Annotated in this window: 1 protein-coding gene; it reads left to right on the forward strand. The window is 61.7% G+C overall.

Features of this window, described 5'->3' with window-relative positions:
* Nucleotides 1-507, forward strand: a 507-nt coding sequence (locus tag AX729_RS36425) for a porin (RefSeq protein WP_197433758.1), incomplete at both ends; no start/stop codon positions are given.

A 507-nucleotide genomic window follows, 5' to 3' on the forward strand; every position in this document is an offset into this window, starting at 1 on the left:
GTGCCGGATTCTACTACATCCCGGGCACTGACACCTGCATCAAGCTGGGTGGTTATCTGCGCGCTGAAGTCGCGCTGGGCACCAACAGCGTCTATACCGGTAATACGTCGGGTGTCGCTGGCGCGAAGAACCGCCTGAGCAACTACTACACGGCACGCGCTCGTCAAGATCTCAACATCGACACGCGCACCGCGACCGAATACGGCGTCGTCCGCACGTTCTTCGATGCAACGTTCTCCTGGACGACGGGTAGCTATTCCGGTAGCGGAACCACGGCCTACTCAGGCGCTGCTCCCGTCGCGAACGGCTCTGACGGTGCTGTCGCCGGCGGCGCGGTCGGTGTCTACTACGCCTTCATCCAGTTCGCTGGTTTCACGATGGGTAAGGCGGTTTCGCAGTTCAGCGCTCCCTGGACTAACTATCCGGGCAACAACTTCGACGGTCTCGTCGGCGGCGGCGGCACGGTCACTGGCGTCAACCAGTTCACCTACACCGCTGACTTCGGTC

This window comes from Bradyrhizobium sp. CCH5-F6 (assembly GCF_001556045.1).
Lineage (GTDB): Bacteria > Pseudomonadota > Alphaproteobacteria > Rhizobiales > Xanthobacteraceae > Bradyrhizobium.